The organism is Acidaminobacter sp. JC074 (assembly GCF_022496765.1).
Lineage (GTDB): Bacteria > Bacillota > Clostridia > Peptostreptococcales > Acidaminobacteraceae > JABXKX01.
Genome location: NZ_VANV01000015.1, coordinates 141,569 through 159,048, shown reverse-complemented (window position 1 = coordinate 159,048; position 17,480 = coordinate 141,569). Strand labels below are relative to the sequence as shown.

General features: G+C 34.2%; 13 protein-coding genes. 12 read left to right on the top strand and 1 reads right to left on the bottom strand.

Going from position 1 to position 17,480, the window contains the following annotated elements:
• Positions 1-35 precede the first annotated feature (35 nt).
• From EZV73_RS17645 to EZV73_RS17620, 6 genes are all read left to right on the top strand, one after another.
• Positions 36-2,462 carry a GH116 family glycosyl-hydrolase gene (locus EZV73_RS17645; RefSeq protein WP_240841730.1) on the top strand — a complete coding sequence of 809 codons (2,427 nt, stop codon included), beginning with the start codon at positions 36-38 and terminating at the stop codon, positions 2,460-2,462.
• Positions 2,463-2,564: 102 nt separating this feature from the next.
• Positions 2,565-3,929, top strand: a complete 1,365-nt coding sequence (locus EZV73_RS17640) for a carbohydrate ABC transporter substrate-binding protein (protein WP_240841729.1) — start codon at positions 2,565-2,567, stop codon at positions 3,927-3,929.
• Positions 3,930-3,983: 54 nt separating this feature from the next.
• A complete protein-coding gene (locus EZV73_RS17635; RefSeq protein WP_240841728.1) occupies positions 3,984-4,871 on the top strand; it encodes a carbohydrate ABC transporter permease in 888 nt (295 codons plus the stop codon).
• Between the two features lie 11 nt (positions 4,872-4,882).
• Entirely contained in the window at positions 4,883-5,719 is an 837-nt protein-coding gene (locus tag EZV73_RS17630; protein ID WP_240841727.1) for a carbohydrate ABC transporter permease, read from the top strand.
• A 34-nt stretch (positions 5,720-5,753) separates the two neighbouring features.
• The gene (locus EZV73_RS17625; RefSeq protein ID WP_240841726.1) at positions 5,754-7,469 is read left to right on the top strand and encodes a histidine kinase; all 1,716 of its coding nucleotides are present in this window, start codon (positions 5,754-5,756) and stop codon (positions 7,467-7,469) included.
• On the top strand, positions 7,462-9,030 hold the full coding sequence (locus tag EZV73_RS17620) for a response regulator (RefSeq protein WP_240841725.1): 1,569 nt from the start codon (positions 7,462-7,464) through the stop codon (positions 9,028-9,030). Before EZV73_RS17625 ends, EZV73_RS17620 begins: the two co-directional genes overlap by 8 nt.
• Positions 9,031-9,035: 5 nt before the next feature.
• On the opposite strand, the gene EZV73_RS17615 is transcribed toward EZV73_RS17620, so the two are convergent.
• On the bottom strand, positions 9,036-9,911 hold the full coding sequence (locus EZV73_RS17615; protein WP_240841724.1) for a helix-turn-helix domain-containing protein: 876 nt from the start codon (positions 9,909-9,911) through the stop codon (positions 9,036-9,038).
• A 139-nt stretch (positions 9,912-10,050) separates the two neighbouring features.
• On the opposite strand from EZV73_RS17615, the gene EZV73_RS17610 reads away from it, so the two are divergent.
• The 6 genes from EZV73_RS17610 to EZV73_RS17585 all read left to right on the top strand — a co-directional run bounded on the left by EZV73_RS17610 (position 10,051) and on the right by EZV73_RS17585 (position 17,478).
• A complete protein-coding gene (locus tag EZV73_RS17610; RefSeq protein ID WP_240841723.1) occupies positions 10,051-11,160 on the top strand; it encodes a glycoside hydrolase family 172 protein in 1,110 nt (369 codons plus the stop codon).
• 162 nt (positions 11,161-11,322) lie between these two features.
• Complete coding sequence (locus EZV73_RS17605) at positions 11,323-13,221, top strand: hypothetical protein (protein ID WP_240841722.1); 1,899 nt, start codon at positions 11,323-11,325, stop codon at positions 13,219-13,221.
• Positions 13,184-14,461 (top strand): sensor histidine kinase, encoded by a 1,278-nt coding sequence (locus EZV73_RS17600; RefSeq protein ID WP_240841721.1) that lies wholly within the window; start codon positions 13,184-13,186, stop codon positions 14,459-14,461. The genes EZV73_RS17605 and EZV73_RS17600 overlap by 38 nt, the downstream gene beginning before the upstream one ends.
• On the top strand, positions 14,458-15,267 hold the full coding sequence (locus tag EZV73_RS17595; protein ID WP_240841720.1) for a DNA-binding domain-containing protein: 810 nt from the start codon (positions 14,458-14,460) through the stop codon (positions 15,265-15,267). The genes EZV73_RS17600 and EZV73_RS17595 overlap by 4 nt, the downstream gene beginning before the upstream one ends.
• Positions 15,268-15,378: 111 nt before the next feature.
• Positions 15,379-17,031, top strand: coding sequence for a Na+/H+ antiporter NhaC family protein (locus EZV73_RS17590; RefSeq protein ID WP_240841719.1), 1,653 nt, complete (start codon positions 15,379-15,381; stop codon positions 17,029-17,031).
• Between the two features lie 114 nt (positions 17,032-17,145).
• A complete protein-coding gene (locus tag EZV73_RS17585; protein WP_240841718.1) occupies positions 17,146-17,478 on the top strand; it encodes a hypothetical protein in 333 nt (110 codons plus the stop codon).
• Positions 17,479-17,480 lie beyond the last annotated feature (2 nt).

Here is a 17,480-nt window from a genome sequence, read left to right as displayed (position 1 = left end):
TGGTTATGATTTTGGTATTAATTAAAGGGGGACTAATGAAGAACAAAACTTTTAGTAGAGATGTATTATTCGACAGTTATGTAAAAAAGGCATATAAACCAGAACATACCCAGGCAGCATTTTTATTAGGGGGTATAGGCACAGGGAATATTTCAATTGGATCAAGAGGTGAATTTAGAGACTGGGAAATCTATAATAGTCCAGGAAAAGGGAATACTTCTAATTATACTTTTTTTACAATAAGGACTAAGGAAGAAAGCAAAGAACCTAAATTAAGAGTTCTTGAATCTGCACTTAGACCGCCGTATCTTAACATGTCAATTGGATATTCAGCTGAAAAGTATGCTGGCTTACCTCGATTTAAAGATAGCAAAATGACCAGTGAGTATCCTTTTGTAAATGTTGAATTTGAAGATTCTGAGATGCCTGTTCAAGTGTCTATGGAAGCATTTACACCTTTTATACCATTAAACCCAGATGATTCAGGTATACCAGGGGCTATCATTAGATATAAAGTAAAAAACGTAAGTAATAAGACACAAGAGGTTTCGATAGCAGGTTCTTTGACCAACTCCATGGGTTTTGTAAGAAACTCGATATGGGGCTTCATGGATACTGTTGGAGAGACGTTTAATGAAAAGTGCTCTAAAGGCAATCTAACCGGTGTTTTTATGGGGTCAAAAAATATTGATAAAAAGAGTGTCAAGTATGGTAATCTTTCAATTATGACATCTGAAAAAAATGTATCATGTAGACCAGAATGGAACCATGATGCTTGGTGGGATGGTATACATGATTATTGGGAAGATTTATCTCATGATGGGCATTTGAATGAGGATTCGGCTAAGATTGGTTTAGCAACTCAGTTAGGCCATAAGACACATAAAGTAGGCGCAATCTGTGTCAATAAAACATTAAATGCTGGAGAAGAAGAAAATTTTGAGTTTCTTATTACTTGGTATCTACCGAATCGTCCTGATGAGTGGTCAGTTGACGTTTATGATATGGATGTCAATAGCATGGATACTACACAAAATCACTATGCAACTTTATTTGAGGATTCATGGCATGTAGGTGAATATATAATAAGCAATATGAAACGACTAGAAGAAGAATCGAGAATGTTTACAAATGCCTTGTATTCATCAACATTGCCTTCTTATGTGTTAGATGCTATTGCAAGTAATATTACAGTTATAAGAAGTACAACTTGCTTTAGGATAAAAGGCGGCGCATTTATGGCATGGGAGGGGAGTCATGACCAATTTGGATCATGTCATGGAACATGTACACATGTTTGGAATTATGCTCAAACTTTAGCCTTTTTATTTCCTTCATTAGAAAGATCAGCGAGAAAAACTGAGTTTTTATTAGAAACTGATGATAGTGGAAAGATGAACTTTAGAACTGATAAACTGTTTAACAAGCCTTTTCATTGGGATTTTCAAGTACATCCTGCAGCTGATGGACAGATGGGTTCAATTATTAGAGCTTTTAGAGAATGGAAATTATCTGGTGATGATGATTTTATAAGAACATTATGGCCAAAAATCAAGTTGGCTATGGACTATGCTTTTACACATTGGGACAAAGACGGTGATTATGTTTTAGATAGTCAACAGCATAATACATATGATATTGAATTTTACGGTCCAAATTCTCTTGTTAACTCCATGTTTTATGGCGCATTGAAAGCATGTACTGAAATCGCAAAGTATCTATCTGATGATGAAGGTTACAATAAATATTCTATAGCATTTGAGACAGGACATGAAGAGATGCATAAACTCTTATGGGATGAGGAATACTATATTCAACGAATTGATGATGTTAATAGATATAAGTATCAATATGGTAGTGGATGTTTATCAGATCAGTTATTTGGTCAGACTATGGCGCACATAGCAGGTTTAGGTTATGTACTACCTAAAGATCATGTTAAAAAGGCTGTAAAGTCTATATTTGATTATAACTTCATGACAAGTATGGAGAATCATGTGAACGTACAACGGACATATGCTCTAAATGATGAAGCAGGTCTTCTTTTATGTACTTGGCCAAAAGGTGGACGACCTAAACTACCTTTTGTATATAGCGATGAAGTTTGGACAGGCATTGAGTATCAGGTAGCCACACATTTGATATATGAAGGATATCTTGAAGAAGGTCTCACTATGGCAAAGGCCTGTAGAGATCGATACGATGGCATAAAGAGAAATCCTTGGAGTGAGGTAGAATGTGGTCATCATTATGCGAGATCCTTGGCAAGTTGGGGCTTGTTACTTTCCTTGAGTGGTTATAGATATGATCTGACCAAAGATTCGATTGAGTTCAACCCAAGTATCAATCAAAATAACTTTAAGACATTTTGGAGTAATGGGAAAGCATGGGGGACTTATCGCCAAGTCTTGGATGAGAAGGGAGAGCTAAACAAGAAAGTCGAAGTGCTTTATCAAGTATAGTATAATGAAGTAAATATAAAACAAATGGAGGTAAAAATATGACATTCATCAAAAGGACCTCTTCAAATATACTGGTATAGTAAAGAATATTGAGGAGGGAATATGAAGTTAAAGAAAACGTTATCATTGCTAATGCTTGTTAGTATATTGTTGAGTTCGCTATTTGCATGCTCTGACAATACAGAAAATACATCATCAGACATTAGTACAGGTACAGGAGAAGAAGAAGTCGTACAAGAAAAGATCATTCTTGATGTTGCCGCATTTGAAGGCGGTTATGGTCGAGCTTATTGGGATGCTGTTGTAGAGGCTTTTGAAAAGGATTATCCAAATGTAGAAGTAAAATTGACAATAAGTCCTAAGATTGTTGATATTATTAGACCACGTTTGGTAGCGGGTGATGCCCCTGATTATATTTATGCAGGTGAGCTTGATAAACTCTTATTAGCTGACAATGCATTATTACCTTTAAATGATGTATTTGATTCAGAATCTCTTGATGGTGATGGTGTTAAGTTAAAAGACAAAATGATACCTGGCTTCTTAGATTACTGTAGTCCACTTGATGATGGTAATATCTATTATGCACCGGTTTATATGCAAGTACTTGGTATGTACTATAATAAAGGTTTATTTGATGAAAACGGCTGGGATGTACCGGTGACATGGGATGAGTTCTTTGCATATGCTGAAAAGGGTAAAGCGTTAGATCGTTCCTTATTCACTTATGCTGGTATATACCCAATATATAACCAATTTATTTATGGTGCTATGCTCGCTTCTGGTGCTGGTGTAGAAGAAACCAATAAGATCTTAAATTATGAAAAAGATGCTTGGGATTCTCCAAAAGTAAAGGAAGTACTGAATGTATTTGGAAAAATTGCTACAGAAGGTCACTTGATGGAAGGGACAGTTGCTCTTAATCATACGCAATCACAAACAGCATTTATGCAAGGACAAGCTTTATTTATTCCTAATGGTAACTGGATGCCTAATGAAATGAAAGATGTTACACCAGAAGAAGGTTTTGAGTTTGGATTTATGCCTGCACCAAAATTAAATTCTGAAGATACATCTTATGTAATTACATCATATGAAACACATTACATTCCTAAAAATGCCAAGAATCCTGAAATGGCTAAGGAGTTCATGAGATATCAATATAAAAAGGAAATGATCATGTTAGCGGCCAAACATGGCGGTGCAATTATGCCGATTAAGAATGGTGTTGACATCGTTAAAGAATACATATCAGACTCAATTTATAATGTGTTTTCTGTATTTGACACTTATGGTGCAAGACCACTCAGTTTCCAATGGAAAGTTGTACAAGATGCAGAAGTTAGTGTAGAAAAAGAATTTTCAGACGCAATAAACAGTTTGATGAATGGTGATATTACTGTAGATGAATGGATTGAACGTACAAAAGAGGCGAATAAAAAAGTGCGTGAATCAATGACGAACTAATGATTTGTAGAATGGAACTCTTGTAGTTCCATTTTTTTTGAAAAGGTGGTATGAATGAAATCAAAAAAGAAAAGTTTTTTTATTGCAGTATGTGTATTGCCTGCATTTATACTGTATGTAATATTTGGCTTATATCCATGTTTACAATCGATTAAGATGGCATTTTATAAATGGAGTGGTCTTTCCCCGAATGTTGAGTTTGTAGGTTTAAAGAATTTTATAACTTTATTCAATGATGATAAGGTATGGCAGGCTTTTGGAAACAATATTATTTTGCTTGCAATTGTGCCCTTGATTACCATGTCCTTATCATTATTATTTGCATATGGTATCACGAAAATGAAGTTTAAAGAAAAGGATTTTTATCGAGTTGTATTCTTCTTCCCAAATGTATTATCTTTAGTTGTTATTTCAATTTTATTTATGTTTATCTACCATCCTACATTGGGTATTATGAACTCTTTTCTTAATTTTGTTGGATTGGGTAGTATTGCCAAGGTATGGCTTGGAGATTCAAAAACAGTTTTATGGGCTATATCAATCGCCATGGTTTGGCAAGCAGCAGGTTATTATATGGTGCTTTATACAACCGCTATGGAAGGTGTACCAAACCATCTGTATGAAGCTGCAGTACTAGATGGTGCAAGTCATTGGGTGCAGTTTAGAAAAATTACTCTGCCCTTAATCTGGGAAGTTATGCGTGTAACAATCATATTTAATATTATAGGTGTTTTTAATGGTAGTTTTGCCTTTGTTAACATAATGACAAAAGGTGGACCGGACAACTCATCTAATATTCTATCTGTATATATGTATTGGCAAGCATTTGAGCAAGGTAATTTTGGTTATGCCATGGCTATAGGGATCTTGATTTTGGCAATTTCATTGTCACTTGCTTTTTTAGCCAACAAGTTGACTCAAAGAGAAACTATACAATATTGAGGAAGGTTTAAATGAAAAAAAAATTTAGTTTTAGTAAGTTTACTGTTAGGCTTGTCTTAATTGTAAACACAGTATTTGTCGTATTACCGTTGTTGTGGTCGGTTCTGACGTCGTTAAAAACATCAACTGAGTTTTACGACAACCCTTGGAAAATGCCATCTGGTTTCCATATACAAAATTATATCAATGCTATTGGAAAAGCGAATATGGGAGATTATTTCATAAACTCTATTTTTGTAACGATATTAGGATTAATTTTGTCACTAACTTTTAGTATTGCATCAGCTTATGTTTTAAGTCGTTATGAGTTCAGATTTAGAAATTTTATTAAGAAAGTATACCTGATAGGACTTTTTTTACCACCGATATTTGGATTAGTACCTCTGTTTATGTTGTTAAAGGATATTGGATTATATGATTCATTAATTGGACTGAGTATGGTTTATGCTTTTACTGCAATTCCATATACAACTTTTATTCTTTCGAGTTACTTTACCAGTATACCAAAGGAGTATGAAGAGGCTGCGATAATAGATGGATGTTCATATTTTGGTTTGTTATTAAAAATTATGGTGCCAATTGCAAGGCCAGCGATTCTTACTGTAAGCATTTTCAATATCATGGCATTCTGGAATGAGTATATGTATTCATTGACCTATATCTCATCAGAAGCTAAAAGAACACTTCCAATAGGTTTGATTAACTTAATGGAGGTTCAACGTTATTCAACTGATTGGGGAGCTTTGTTTGCTGGTTTGGTAATCGTTATGTTGCCAACAATTATTGTTTATGCAATACTTCAAAAGCATATTACATCCGGTTTGACAGTCGGTGGTTTAAAGGGCTAAAATTAACTTATAAACTATTTGAAAGGTTGTAGAAGTGAGCTTTAGAAAAAAACTTTTAATGGCACTTATTGGGATTTCAATTGTTCCCATCATATTGATTAGTATTGCTTTTAGATTCGAAAGTAAAAGGGATATACAAAACAAGTATCTGATTTTATTTGATCGAACTTTAAAAGAAACTGCGAATCATATGTCAGTCCAATTTTCAACAATTGAAAAAGCACTGGATGAAGTAATGGTTCATGATGATGTGCAAGAGAACCTACACGTCTTCGATGAAAATGATACATATAGTCGTTATACAACTTCTACAGCTATAAAAATGACAATTTACAAAGATCCTGTCATGAATAATTATATAAATATATTTGAGATACTGACGAATGATGACGTATATTTTTACAATTATGGTTTTGATGAGATTGATGAGGATACGAGGAAAAGTATTAAATCAAAGACGTATGATTTGGCAGGAAAAAGTTACTATGATCCAACTTCTAGGGAGGGAGAAATTTTAATTAGTCGTGTGATTAACTGGAGATTCTCCCTACAACCTATGGGCTATATGATTATGTCCGTTCCTGAGAGTTATTTTAGTAATGTGTTGGACGGTTTAGACAGTATTAATGATGGTATCTTGGTATATGTGATTAATAAAGATGGGGTTATTTTATCTAGCAATAAAACAGAAAAAATAGGTAGTATTTTTGATAATGAAAAGGCAATTGCTGGCGTTATTGAGGACAAGCAAGTTGCTTTTTCAGTGAATGAGGATAATAGAACTTATTATGTAACCTCTGATTTGATTGAGGAGACAGAATATTATTTAGTTTGTTTGATTCCAAATAGTTATCTATCTGAAGAAACCTCTAGACTAGGTCTTTTGATTCTTATTTTTGTGGTTATCGCTATCCTTGCTGCGATTTTAGTAGCCTTTATATTGACGCGAGCAATTTTTAAGCCAATCAATCAGTTGGTTGATGTTATGAAGAATACGAAAGGTGGGAACGATTTAACTCCGAATATAGAATACCAGAAGAGGGATGAAATTGGTTATCTTATATCTAACTTTAATGAAATGCTTCATAGAATTCAAAGCTTAATTACAAAACTTGAGGTTGAAGAACGAGAAAAAAGAGAAGCTGAGTTAAGTATGCTACAAGCACAAATAAATCCTCATTTTCTATTTAATGTTTTGAACTCACTGAAATGGACTGCAAAGATGAGTCAATCCTATAGTGTTGCAGATGGTCTTGATGCCTTATCAAATCTACTTAGAGATACAATCACTAATAAGAATGAGTATGTATCACTTAGAGAAGAAATCAAGAATATCGAGAACTATATTGTCATTCAACAAATGCGATATGGAGATAATTTCTATTTAATTAATAATCTTAGTGAAGAAATGAATGAAACCGAAATACCTAAGTTACTGTTACAACCAATTGTTGAAAATTCAATCATACACGGTTTTGAGAATATAGATTATGATGGGAAAATAACAATTGATGGTTTTTTAGAAGATGGTATTTTAACTCTAAGGATTGCTGATAATGGCAAAGGTTTGATCGATAAACAAGTAAATAGAATGCCGTCAAAAAAGTTAACAAGCATTGGCCTTTCAAATGTTGAGGAAAGAATTAAACTACACTTTGGTCAGGAATATGGTTTAGAATTATTATTTGAAGATGGTTTTACTGTAGTAACACTGTGTCTACCTTATAAGAAGAGAGAAGATCATGTATAAAGTTTTAATCGTTGATGATGAAAAAATAGTGCGTTTGGCACTTAAAAATATGATTGAATTTGAAAGCTTAGATTTGGAACTGGTCGGAGAGGCGTGCGAGGGAAGTGAAGCTATATCAATAGTAGAGTCACAGCATATAGATCTTGTTATAACTGATTTAATGATGCCTGTCATGAGTGGTTTAGACTTGATTGACTCATTAAATAAAATGAAATATAATGGTAAAATTTTAGTTCTAAGTAATCATGACGATTTTGATTTGGTTAGGCAAGCGCTTAAATCAGGTGCTTCAGATTATTTGTTAAAAGGCACAATGGAGCAGAAAGAGTTTAAATCTGTCATAAAAAAAATTTGTGAAACACTGGATCAGGAGAAAAAAGATTTAGAAATATCCAAACAAGAGGTCCAAGAGATTTTAAGGGGGAAGAAGTTATTTAGAGAAAAAATACTAAAATCAATTCTTCTTGATAAGGATTTTAACGATATTAAACTGAAAGAGTACATTGAAACATATGATTTTAAATTAAGTTTAGGTACAAATCAAGTTTTTTTAATACAAGTGGATTCTCTATTAGATGCTATTGATAAGAAGATTATTTCTGACATTCAGCAAATGACATTTACAATTAAAAGCATTATTCTAGAAACAACACGAAATAGATTTGAAGGAGAGATTATTGATTTAACAAGCAACGAGTATGTTCTAATTGCACCGAGTAATACCGTTAAATTTCCAGAAAATCTTGCTGTGAAAATTGTCAAGAAACTAAATATGTACATCAATCAAACAGTAAGTGTTATACTACACAAAAGTTTTGGAAACAGTCTTTATAATGATATTAGAATGATGAAAAACTACTCTGTATACAAGTTTTATTTAGGTGAGAATAGTGTTTTAGACTTAAGTGAACTGACTGTATCTAAAGATACAATGATTGCGTATGAACAGTTGTTAATGGATGTTAAAGGATATGTTTATAAAAGTGATTATGGGCAAGTTTATGAGTTGATTTGTAACTTGATTGAAGAAGCTGAATCAAAAGGCACCTCTCCAGAAGTTGCAAAAAATGCTGTCGTGATTCTATTAAAACATATCATTAAAACAAGAAATATAAAAGTGACAGAAAAGATTAAGCAGAGGCTAGATGAGCTAAAATCTTGTAGATTTAAAGATGATTTTTTACTTCAGACAGATAGAGTTTTAGATGAAATCAAAAATGAAAAAGTTCTTAAAAATAATAAAGACAGGATAATGGAAAAAATTGAACATTATGTTATGAGTCATTTACAAGAAAAAATAACTCTAAATGACTTAAGTGCTTATGTTCATTTAAATCCAAGCTATCTGAGTCGTTTTTTTAAACAGACAAAGGGTGTCAGTCTAATAGAGTATATTAATAGTCTGAAAATTAATCAGGCAAAATATTTGTTATTGAATAAAGATTTGTCTATTGAAGAAATTGGTCGGGAAATAGGCATTGAAGACCCTTATTATTTTAACAAAGTATTTAAAAAAGCAGAAGGAATGAGTCCTTCTAGCTATAGAAAATCACGGAAATAGATCAGTTATGATCTATTTTTTTGCCTATAATAAGATGGTGAGACACCTTCGATACCCTTAAATGTTCTACTGAATGCATGTAAGCTGTTAAAACCGAGTTTATCTCCTATTTCTGTTAAACTGTAATTTGTAAACATGATGTACTCTTTTGCTTTTGAAAGTCTTACTTGTGAGTGGTAATGAATCGGTGTTGTTTGGTATATACGCTTGAATATTTTTATGAGATGAAACTTATTTGTAAAAAATTTATCTTGAAGATCATCAAGTGTTATAGTTTGATGAAAGTTGTTGTCTAAATAATATTTTATTTCTTTAGCCAAAGCAGTATTTGAGGCGTTTATATGATCTTTAAAATAATTTTCGCGAAGTAAATATGTCCATAGTTGGATAAACATGCCTTTGATATTACTTTCATAATATGGTGGTTTATCATGAAATTCATCGATTATGTTAAACAAGAGTCGCTCAAAAGTAGTTGTATCCTTTAGTCTAATTAGATTTGGCAGATTCATTTGATTGTCCTGAGTCAAATCTTCTCGAATAAAGTTTTTTTCTTCTTCTGACAAATCATTAAAGGGTCGAAAACACACCTTTACATCAGGGCTATTGTTTTGATAAGTTAAGTCAAAGTGCAAGTGTGGCTGTCTGAGTGGCTGGTTACCGATTTTTTTCATGGTATGTGTTTGACCTGGTTTGTAAAGAAAGATGTCACCTGCTTTTCCATGATAAACTTTATTGTCAATGACCACTTCAATAGTGCCTGACTTAATATATTGTATTTCGTAATCAAATATGATGCGTTCTGTCAAAGTCCAAGCTTCCATAATTGTATTGTCAAGAGCAACACGTACGTATGGTGAAAGGTTATTCAAATCAAACATCGTTTATCCTCCTTAGTCAATAATTGTTAAATTATACTCTTTAACTGGTAAAGATTTATTTGCTTAACTGTTGTAATATAAAGATATTAGAAATGTCGACTCATATCAAGCGCTGCACAATAATTGTTAAGGAGAAGAAATGTTTAATGGAATAGAAATGGGGTTAGGTAATTTATCAAAATTGTCAGATGCCAAAAGTAGGTCAATTAGTGCTGAAAACTTCAGCGGAGAAAAAGGTAAAGCTGGCATGGCAGAAGAGGGTACAGGAAAAGATCCGGGTCGATTTCTAGGAAAAGGATGGAAAATATCGCCTAGCATAATGGTGCCTGCAAAATCTACTGTAGTACTTGCCGACATAGAAGGTCCTGGTGTCATTCAAAGCTTATGGATGACAGGTTATATCGGGAGAGATTATATATTAAGAATATATTGGGATCATCAAGAACAGCCTTCAGTTGAATGTCCTTTAGGAGATTTCTTTGCAAGTGGCTGGACAGATACAGAAGCTTTATGGCCGGTTAAATTTGCGCCAGTTAACTCGGTACCTGTTGCTGTTAATCCAAAACACGGTCTTAACTGTTTCTGGAGTATGCCTTTTAGAAATCATTGCAAAATTACCTTGGAAAATAGAAATCATAAGGACAAGGTTTTGTATTATCAAATCAATTATAGCTTAACAGATGTATCGGATGATTGTGGTTATTTTCATGCACAATTTAGAAGGAGTAACCCTGTTAAATTTAAAGAAGATCATGTCATTTTAGACGGTGTTGAGGGAAAAGGGCATTATGTGGGAACTGCTTATCATATTGGATTAAATGGCGCCAATGATTGGTGGGGAGAAGGAGAAATAAAGTTTTATCTTGACGGTGACCAAGATTATCCAACCATATGTGGTACTGGGACCGAAGATTATTTTGGTGGTGCCTGGAATTGGGATGTAGATGGTGAATATAAAAAATATTCAACACCTTTTTCTGGTATGCATCAGATAATACAGCCTAATGGGCTTTATATTTCACAACAAAGATTTGCTATGTACCGATGGCATATTATGGATCCTATAAGGTTCGATAAGGATTTGAAAGTAACAATTCAGGACCTTGGCTGTCAATCTCATCATTGGAATGATGGAGGCGCTTATCTTGCAAGGCAAGATGATATTGCAACGGTTGCCTATTGGTATCAGACTTTACCAACAAAGCCATTTCCTGATTTTCCTGATCGAGAAGGTTTGAAAGTGATATAAATGTGTGTAAGAATCTTTATTATTTAAAGGTTCTTTTCTTTTGAAAAAATTAAATATGATTAGGATGGATTATGGCAATATGTAAAGATTAACATCCTGTGAAGTTGCTTGCTTTCTTTTTACTGAGATAGATTATATGATAAAGTTAATTGAGGAGTTGTTATGTTGAAAATTGATCCATGGTTGATTCAAAGAATGAATCCCATTCCCTACTTTCCTAGGTGGGGAAAGTTAAATGAAAACAAGCAGAAGCATATCTTATGTGAAGATGGCATTTTAATAGAAAAACCACTTGATTACATCAATCACTTGGAAATGAGTGGTCAGCAGATTTCAACCATCATTACTTATGGTGTCATCAAAGAAAAGTTAAAAATATCTAGACATTTGGCCTTTCCTAATATCAGGTCCAAGGTTATTCATACAAGAAATAACATGCGGATGAATATAGAAAAATCTCTTAGTGTCCTTGATAAGGGCAAAGAGATCAACTGGCATGTCGATAAAATTGTATTTAATGGCATTCTTACTTTTTATCTTTCTTATAAGAAGCTCAATCTCAAATGGTCTATGATGCCGTCTATGACCCAGAGGTGTTTGATTGAATCATTTTCTTTTTCTGGAGACTTAAAAGGCTATCAGATAAAGCCCTTTAATCATCATTATAGAATTAAATGTTTAGGCAGGTGTAAACTTGTGAGCCGAAGCTATGGCATGCATACCATAGAGGACTTAAAAGATAAAGTCTATTATCAATATCATGGTGAAGACCAGGTTGATTTAATAGCCCTTATGGGTGAAAGAAGAGCTTTTATGGATAGTTTAAGTCAAAGTTTAACTTTGAAATCGCCTGATAAGGAGTTAGATTACTTTTTTACTCTGACTAAAATAAGGACCTGTGAGTCTATCTTTAAGACCAAATCAGGATGGATGCATTCGCCAGGCGGTGGCTCTTATTATGGTGGCATGTGGACCAATGACCAGTGTGAATACACCAATCCTTTATTTGCTTATATGAATTATGAATTAGGTTATAAACAAAGTGTTAATGGCTTTGAAATGTTTTCTAGATACTTAGATAAAGGTCCTTTGCCATCAAGTATTATTTGTGAAGGGGATGCTGTAAAAGGTGTGGCTGGAGACCGTGGTGATACAGCCATGTACGCCTATGGATTAGGTCGCTTTTTATTATCATCTGGTGACAAAGACTTATGTCTTGACATGATCTCTTATTTAGAAAAAGCACTTTCGTTTTGCTTAAATAAACGTCATGCATCCGGTGTTATCTTAAGTGATTCAGATGAGCTTGAAAATAGATTGCCTTCTGGAAATACCAACTTGTTTACCTCTTCACTGGTTTATGATGGTCTAATCAGCATGCATTATTTGAAGACGTCTCTAGGTATGACTTCAGATTATTTAGACTTGGCAGAAGAGCTCGCTTCAAGCATAGAAGATTATTTCGGTATAAAAGTCGGTGATTATGAGTCCTATAGGTACTGTGAAGAAAATGATGAACTTAGATCTTGGGCTGTAGTCCCCCTTGTTATGGGTATAAAAAAGCGGTCTAGAGACATCTTAAAACTTGTTTTTTCTAAGTTTCTACACCATGATAAAGGTTTAAAATCCGCCTTAGGTCATGATATAGTTTGGGACAGATCCTTACTATATGCCTTAAGAGCAGCCTTTATGCACGATATGGATGATGCATATGACAAACTGATGGATTATGTTAGATCTAGAATGTTAGGCTCTCACGTGCCTTATCCCATAGAAGCTTATCCTGAAGGCAATCAGAAACACTTATCTGGGGAATCAGCTCTATTTATTAGAGTCATCTCTGAAGGTATTTTGGGTTATAGGCCTATGGGCCTGAATCAAGCATACTTTGAACCACATTTGCCAAAGTCATGGTCTTATATGACTTTAAAGAATTTTAGATTATTTGGTAATATAGTAGATATTAATGTTAGAAGAAAAGACACATATGTCTTATCACTTTATAAAGATGGAGAACTTATATATGAAGATCAGTCAGAATCCTTCCAGGTCAGTTTCTAAAGTCAGAAAGTATATATTTACAGCCTTTTTAGTTGCCCTAGGTGCAAGACTCTATGTCAACTTCTTTGTACCTGGTTTTATCATTACCTTTACTGCAATCATACTGGGGATAGCCCTGTATTTTTCTGATGATATCCATCCAGTTATTTTAGGCTGCATGGTAGCTGTTTTTTCACCAGGTATAAGATTTTTCATTGATTCCTTTTCTGACTATACCATGTCAGAACTTTTGATTAGAATTTATCCAGACGTATTTTTCTACGTTACTTATGGTTTGGTTTTTTATATACTGTCTCGGTTATTTAAAGATCAGTTTACCTCAAAGTATTACATCATCTTGTTTTTATCGGACTTCTTATCCAATCTTGTTGAGCTTTTGGTAAGAACCCAGCTCTTTGAAATCAAGTGGTCCATGATACAGGGGATTATATTGGTTGCCTTAGGTAGGACGGGCTTAACCCTACTGACTATATTTGTTGTGGTCAGGTATACTTCTTTGATTATGCACCAGGAACATGAAAAAAGGTATCAACACCTTATGATGCAGACTTCGCGTTTTAAAAGTGAAATCTACTTCCTATATAAGAACATGAATCAGATTGAAGCCCTTATGAAGCTGTCGCATCAGATTAAAGGTAGGGTTTCTGAAGATGAGGCCTTAAGATCTCTGGCCTTAGAGCTTTCTAAAGATGTTCATGAAATAAAAAAGGATTATTTAAGAACCGTCAAAGGACTTGAAGAGATCTATGGCGAAAACATGAGCCTGGATGAACTGGACTTAAAAGATCTTTTTAAGATATTAGAAGACAATACAAAAGAGTATATAAAAGACACACCTGGCATCAGCTGTCACTTTAAATGCAAATCATCTGTTATGGTAAAGGAACATTTTTACCTGATGTCGGTTATTAGAAATCTGATTAATAACGGTATAGAAGCCTGTGGTGATGCTGGTAAGGTATATATCTATGCCAGAGATGTAAATGATGATTTAGAAATTTTTGTCCGAGACAATGGCAAGGGTATATCACCGGAGGACATCGATTATATCTTTAACACGGGTTATTCAACTAAGTTTGATGAAAAGACAGGTGATATCTACAGGGGCATTGGTTTAACATTGGTTAAGGAAATGGTAGAAGAAGTTTTTAAGGGTAAATTGGAAGTTGAATCCTCTTTAGGAGAGGGGACAAGTTTTATTATAACAATAGGCCATAGTAATTTAGAGGGGGTTTCATGAATTATTTAGTTTTAGATGATGATATCAATGTTGTTAAAATAATCAAGACCATTGTTGAAGAAGATTTTAACAACCGTGTAATTGCTTATGGAACAGATCCTAAAAAGGCCATTGACGATATTTTGGTCCTCAAGCCTGATGTGGTCATCATAGACTATTTGATGCCAGAACTCGATGGTGTGGATGTTGTTAAGAAGATACGTGAAGTCCATAAAGATGTAGATTTTATAATGATCTCTCAAGTATCTGATAAAGAAATGATTGGACAGGCCTATAAGGAAGGGATTTCTTTCTTTATTTCTAAACCCATTAACCGCTTTGAAGTCCTGACAGTTTTAAAGCACATTACAGAAAAAATAGAGACCACCAGAAAGCTTGATCAAATCGTTAATTTAATTGGTCATGTACAGCCAGCTTCTCAAGTCAGACATGAAGAAGTTGCCAAAAGTGTTTTAAAAGATCTTGGTATTTACTCTGAAAAAGGCTCTAAAGACATCATGATGGTTATCGAGTTGAAGCAATCTGAAGCTGTGACCATTGATGAGGCCATTAAGAAAGTATGTAAATCTATTGGTGAAAATCCTAAGATAATCAGACAAAGAATGAGAAGAGCTGTTAATAAAGGGCTTAGAAATCTGGCTTATTTAGGCATAGAAGATTATATGAATGAGCTATTTATCAAGTATTCAAGCGCCTTGTACGACTTTGAATCTGTTAAAAAAGAAATGGATTATGTCAGAGGTAAGTCTGCTTATAAGGGCAGCGTCTCTTTAGATAAGTTTTTAGAGAACTTGTCTGAATTCTAGAAAAAGTCGTGAATATACCATATAATTCAAAGAATTCTGAAAATTTGCGAAGGATTTTGAAGAAGTTTGAATCTCTCTCTTTAAACTGTTTGTGAAGGGGGAGTTATTTTTATGAATGGAATTATTGAACACTATGGTATTTTATCTTTATTACCACCGCTGGTTGCGATTGTTCTTGCATTTAAAACAAAGCAAGTTTTACCTTCTTTGTTTGCAGCAATCTTAGTTGGGGCAACAATTATTGCTGGTGGTAACGTATTTGAAGGCTTTTCAAATACAGTAACTAAGTACATAGCAGGATCCGTAGCATCTGAGTGGAATGCTGGTATCATCGTATTTGATATCGGTTTAGGTGGTATGATTGGTTTGGTTGCAGCATCTGGTGGTGCTAAGGCAATTGCTGAGTGGCTTGCCAAGAAGGCAAGGACAGCTAAGTCTGGTATGGCAGCTACATGGGCTATGGGCTTATTGATTTTCTTTGATGATTATTCAAACACATTATTGGTTGGTACAACTATGAGACCTTTAACTGATAAGTTAAGAATCTCTCGTGAGAAACTGGCTTTCTTAACAGATTCAACGGCAGCACCTGTTGCTTCTATGGCACTTATCTCTACATGGATTGCCTATGAATTAGGTTTACTAAGAGATGCCTTTGATGCTATTGGTGTAGAAGCCAATATTTACGGTGTATTTATCGAATCTATACCTTTTAGATTCTACTCATTAATCATGTTAGGCTTCGTACTTATGATTGCTTTAACAGGTAGAGACTTTGGTCCTATGCTTAAGGCTGAAAGACGTGCTAGATATGAAGGTAAATTAGTTGCTGATGGTGCAACACCACTTGCTTCTAAAGAGTTAACAGAAATGGAAATCAAAGAAGGCACACCACTTAGAGTTATGAATGCTGTGCTTCCTATTGTAACAGTTATATTTATGGTTATGTTCGGTTTATACTTAACAGGTAAAAATTCGATTTTAGGTGGAGACAACCAAGCACTTATCGATGCTGTTAACAATTCACCATTTGCCTTTACGACAATCAGAGACATCATCGGTAACGGTTCTACAACTACAGCTATGATGTGGGCAGCTTACTCTGGTTCGTTGGTAGCATTTGTACTTGTACTTTCTCAAAAGATTTTAACTTTCGAAGAGGCTATGAAAGCTTGGATCGATGGTGCTAAATCATTAGTTATGGCAATTTTCGTATTAGTTATGGCTTGGGGTATTGGTTCTATGTGTAAAGATCTAGGAACTGCTAAATACTTAGTAGGTATCTTAGAAGGTAGAGTTTCTGCTTCTATTATTCCACTTGCAGTATTTATCTTAGGTTGTATCATTGCATTCTCAACTGGTACATCTTGGGGAACAACAGCTTTATTAATGCCTATCGCAGTACCGTTAGCATTTACACTTTCAGGTGGCGAAACTGGTACTATCTTATATGCAACAATCGGTGCAGTATTTACAGGCGCAGTATTTGGAGACCACTGTTCACCTATTTCGGATACAACCATTATGTCTTCTATGTCGGCCGCCAGTGATCATATTGATCATGTTAAGACCCAGATACCATATGCACTTACAGTGGCAATTATCGCTGTAATCGTTGGTTACTTACCAGCTGCTCTTATTGGTATCAATCCATTTATTTCACTTATACTTGGTTATGGTTTAGCATTTGCTGCCATTAAGGTATTTGGTAAAGTTGTGGAAAACACTTCAATAGAAGAAAAAGTAGAAAAAGTATCTGTATAAAATCTAGTTAAAAGCAAAGGGAGACTTCCTAGGAAGTTTCCCTTTTTATCTTAGAAATGCTTTTAAATTAAATTTCTTAGTGCTATCATAGAAGTAAGATTGTGAGGTGTCAAAGTGAAAGATTTTAACATCGATGAGGTACTTGAAAAGCTCTATGAGATTGATGAAGCAGGCATTGTTTTAGAGGAAAAGCTTGATCAAGTAGAGGATGAATATTATAAAAAATTATTAGAAAATTTAAAAAAATCTGAAAGAGAATATATGAAAGCTGCCCGTGTTCAGGCTAAAAGAAAAACAAAGGAGATTTTAGCCAAGACCATAGAAGAAGAGCAGGCCATAATGGAAACGTGTTATTCAGAAACCGATCGATTAGATGACATCATGAAAAATCATAAAGAAGAACTGATCAAGAAGGTTTTTGAGCATGTTTTTTTAGATGAGGTATAGTT

What these genes read in the sequence shown, in the direction of transcription:
- EZV73_RS17645 (WP_240841730.1), top strand. Translation starts at nt 36, where the DNA reads ATGAAGAACAAAACTTTTAGTAGAGATGTATTATTCGACAGTTATGTA.
- EZV73_RS17635 (WP_240841728.1), top strand. Translation starts at nt 3,984, where the DNA reads ATGAAATCAAAAAAGAAAAGTTTTTTTATTGCAGTATGTGTATTGCCT.
- EZV73_RS17610 (WP_240841723.1), top strand. Translation starts at nt 10,051, where the DNA reads ATGTTTAATGGAATAGAAATGGGGTTAGGTAATTTATCAAAATTGTCA.
- EZV73_RS17630 (WP_240841727.1), top strand. Translation starts at nt 4,883, where the DNA reads ATGAAAAAAAAATTTAGTTTTAGTAAGTTTACTGTTAGGCTTGTCTTA.
- EZV73_RS17640 (WP_240841729.1), top strand. Translation starts at nt 2,565, where the DNA reads ATGAAGTTAAAGAAAACGTTATCATTGCTAATGCTTGTTAGTATATTG.
- EZV73_RS17590 (WP_240841719.1), top strand. Translation starts at nt 15,379, where the DNA reads ATGAATGGAATTATTGAACACTATGGTATTTTATCTTTATTACCACCG.
- EZV73_RS17605 (WP_240841722.1), top strand. Translation starts at nt 11,323, where the DNA reads ATGTTGAAAATTGATCCATGGTTGATTCAAAGAATGAATCCCATTCCC.
- EZV73_RS17600 (WP_240841721.1), top strand. Translation starts at nt 13,184, where the DNA reads ATGAAGATCAGTCAGAATCCTTCCAGGTCAGTTTCTAAAGTCAGAAAG.
- EZV73_RS17615 (WP_240841724.1), bottom strand. Translation starts at nt 9,911, where the DNA reads ATGTTTGATTTGAATAACCTTTCACCATACGTACGTGTTGCTCTTGAC.
- EZV73_RS17595 (WP_240841720.1), top strand. Translation starts at nt 14,458, where the DNA reads ATGAATTATTTAGTTTTAGATGATGATATCAATGTTGTTAAAATAATC.
- EZV73_RS17620 (WP_240841725.1), top strand. Translation starts at nt 7,462, where the DNA reads ATGTATAAAGTTTTAATCGTTGATGATGAAAAAATAGTGCGTTTGGCA.